This is a genomic window from Shewanella marinintestina (assembly GCF_023283845.1).
GTDB classification, from domain to species: Bacteria; Pseudomonadota; Gammaproteobacteria; order Enterobacterales; family Shewanellaceae; genus Shewanella; species Shewanella marinintestina.
On the sequence record NZ_JAKILC010000036.1, the window covers coordinates 1 to 3,193 of the forward strand.

1 protein-coding gene and 5 tRNA genes are annotated in these 3,193 nt (G+C 42.4%); 3 read left to right on the forward strand and 3 right to left on the reverse strand.

The window, feature by feature from the left end; genetic code table 11:
* Positions 1-2 precede the first annotated feature (2 nt).
* The 3 genes from L2747_RS21255 to gltX all read right to left on the reverse strand — a co-directional run bounded on the left by L2747_RS21255 (position 3) and on the right by gltX (position 1,745).
* Positions 3-75 (reverse strand) — tRNA-Glu (locus L2747_RS21255).
* Positions 76-155: 80 nt separating this feature from the next.
* A tRNA-Ala gene (locus tag L2747_RS21260) sits at positions 156-231 on the reverse strand.
* Positions 232-335: 104 nt separating this feature from the next.
* Positions 336-1,745 carry a glutamate--tRNA ligase gene (gltX, locus tag L2747_RS21265; protein ID WP_249000913.1) on the reverse strand — a complete coding sequence of 470 codons (1,410 nt, stop codon included), beginning with the start codon at positions 1,743-1,745 and terminating at the stop codon, positions 336-338.
* 1,136 nt (positions 1,746-2,881) lie between these two features.
* On the opposite strand from gltX, the gene L2747_RS21270 reads away from it, so the two are divergent.
* From L2747_RS21270 to L2747_RS21280, 3 genes are all read left to right on the forward strand, one after another.
* Positions 2,882-2,957 (forward strand) — tRNA-Val (locus L2747_RS21270).
* Positions 2,958-2,995: 38 nt separating this feature from the next.
* Positions 2,996-3,071: transfer RNA gene (locus tag L2747_RS21275), tRNA-Val, on the forward strand.
* A gap of 37 nt (positions 3,072-3,108) precedes the next feature.
* Positions 3,109-3,184 (forward strand) — tRNA-Val (locus L2747_RS21280).
* Positions 3,185-3,193 lie beyond the last annotated feature (9 nt).

Here is a 3,193-nt window from a genome sequence, read left to right on the forward strand (position 1 = left end):
GGTATCCCCAAGGGGATTCGAACCCCTGTTACCGCCGTGAAAGGGCGGTGTCCTAGGCCTCTAGACGATGGGGACCCGGACTGCATTAGACTCTGCAAAGAGTGAATACTCGTTAAACCCTGTAGGCTAAGATTTAACGCTTTAAATTAGTTAGATGGTGGAGCCTAGCGGGATCGAACCGCTGACCTCAACACTGCCAGTGTTGCGCTCTCCCAGCTGAGCTAAGGCCCCTCACTAACTAAATCACTTTTGAGTGCACCGCGAACGATTCGTTGGCTGTGTCTCAACTGCGTGGCGCATTCTATGCAGCGCACCCAAAAGAGTCAACCCGTTTTTTACGAATTTATTCTATTTGCTACAAATTCAATCGCTTTGGAGATTCTTTGCTCTGTGCGGGCCTTTCCAACCAAGAATATGGTTAAATCAACAGCAGGAGACATACCTGCGCCTGTTACAGCTACACGTAATGGCATCCCCACTTTACCCATGCCGACTTCTAATTCAGCAGCAGTATCTTCAATTGCTTGATGAATAGCTTCTAAAGTCCACTCATTTAGCCCAGCTAATTTAGTTTGGAATAACTGCAGTGGCTCTAGTGCAACACCTCTTAAGTGTTTCTTAGCTGCTGTTTCGTCAAACTCTGCGAAATCTTCAAAGAAGTAACGGCTAGAAGCTGCAAGTTCTTTTAGTGTCTTTGCACGTTCTGATAATGCAGAAACAACTTCAGATAGTTTTGGACCATTACTTGTATCAATGTTTTGATCAGCCATGTGCCATTCAAGATGTGAAGCCACATATTCTGGATCAGATTCTTTAATATAGTGCTGGTTTAACCAAATCAGCTTATCTGTATTAAAAGCAGAAGCGGCTTTGTTGATATCATCAAGACTAAAGAATTGCTTCATCTCATCAATAGAGAACACTTCTTGATCACCATGAGACCAACCTAAACGCACTAAATAGTTAAGTAGTGCTTCAGGTAAGTAACCATCATCGCGGTACTGCATAACACCAACTGCGCCATGACGCTTAGAAAGCTTAGCGCCATCATCACCTAAAATCATCGATACATGAGCATACTCAGGTACTGGTGCACCTAATGCTTTAAGAATATTGATCTGGCGTGGTGTATTGTTGATATGGTCTTCACCACGAACAACACAGGTGATCCCCATATCCCAATCGTCAACAACTACACAGAAGTTATAAGTAGGAGTACCTTCAGTACGAGCGATGATCAAATCATCTAGAGTATTGTTTGCAAATTCAATGCGGCCACGTACGTGATCGTCAAATACAACGCTACCTTCTGTTGGGTTTTTGAAACGCACAACAAATGGCTCATCAGTATCACGTGGTGCTTTATCACGACAACAACCATCATACTTTTGTTGTTCGCCATTAGCAGCTTGCTCTTCACGCATTGTCTCAATACGCTCACGGCTACAGTAACACTTATATGCAGTGCCCTGCTCTAACATCTGTGCAATGATTTCGTTGTAACGATCAAAACGCTTGGTCTGATAGTAAGGACCTTCATCCCAATTCAGGTTAAGCCATTCCATACCTTCTAAAATTGCTGCGCACGCTTCTGGAGTTGAACGCTCAATATCGGTATCTTCGATACGTAGCACAAACTCACCTTGGTTTGCGCGTGCATATAACCATGAATAAAGTGCTGTACGAGCACCACCAACGTGCAAAAAGCCGGTAGGGCTTGGAGCAAAACGCGTCTTAACTGTCATAATGGACATTGACCTATGTAGAAAGCCTAAATAATAGACTGTACTAATGAATGTGGCGCATATTCTAACAGCCAAAAGAGCTAGGGAAAATAGATCTACTGTTTTATGGTGCATTTTGTGGCATAAACCAGTGCATCAAACACTCAATTACCACCTCAGCACTACTCTCAAACCATCACTTGTATTATCTCTTGATACGCCCTTTCACAATAAAAGTATCAACAGAAGGTAATTCTCAAGCCACACTAACCTGCTTATATAAAGGCAACCAATAACAAGCTGGGCGTTTAACGAACATGAGCTATGGTTCAGAGTGAATCTGTTTGCGATGTAGTAATACGTTATAACAGCATATGGGTCCTCATCATTGATCTAAAACAGATACACTTCTATATAGGTACTCTACTACCCTCTCAAATAACACCGCCAGCATTTTAACGATGAGTGATAACTCTTTACTGCATTTTTCATTGCTCGTTGCTCGTTGCTCGTTGCTAAGCAGAAGCTTAACGTTTCACTCTTCTACAACCGTTTTTCACTCTTTTATCTCTACCGTTTCGCAGAAACACTAGTCACAAGGGTAAAGGATGAAAAAATGAGTAACCATTTCGAACTGCGTGAAAGTAAAAAATAGCAGTATCGATATAAGCCTATTGAACTAGTAAGGATTGTTTGTCGCTAATTAACTTTACTACAAGCGTTGTGTGTTTGAAGTAAGCCAAACAACGAAAGAGGAACCGTTGAGTGTTGCTTCTATAATGTAAGAATTCCAAACCAGATTGTTGCATACCGAGCCGCCTTACCAAAAAGTAAGCCTTTATCTTCGCAGTGTAAACTCCCTCGACAACACAAAAACAACCAACACTTATCTATCTAAAGATACTTTTTTAAATTCGACAATGAACAAATGCATACTTTTTAATATAAGAATTACTCCGTATACTCAGCATTAGAATAAAACGAAGTCGTCCGACAACGATTTGTTAAGCTAACTTTTAGCCAGTTATAGCTTTAGACGGTACGCTTCTGATTAACTATGCAGCAACACGCGCAAAATTGAACCGTAGTCGTTATTTTATCTGAAAAAAGCGTTGACAGTAGATCGTTCCTCCCTATAATACGGCCCCACACAGCGAGGTCGATTAGCTCAGCTGGGAGAGCACCTCCCTTACAAGGAGGGGGTCACTGGTTCGAGCCCAGTATCGACCACCATTCTTTTCATAAAGAATTAAATCATTGTGTAAATCCCAGGTCGATTAGCTCAGCTGGGAGAGCACCTCCCTTACAAGGAGGGGGTCACTGGTTCGAGCCCAGTATCGACCACCATTCTTTTCATAAAGAATTAAAACATTATGAAATCCCAGGTCGATTAGCTCAGCTGGGAGAGCACCTCCCTTACAAGGAGGGGGTCACTGGTTCGAGCCCAGTATCGACCACCATTCTTTTCA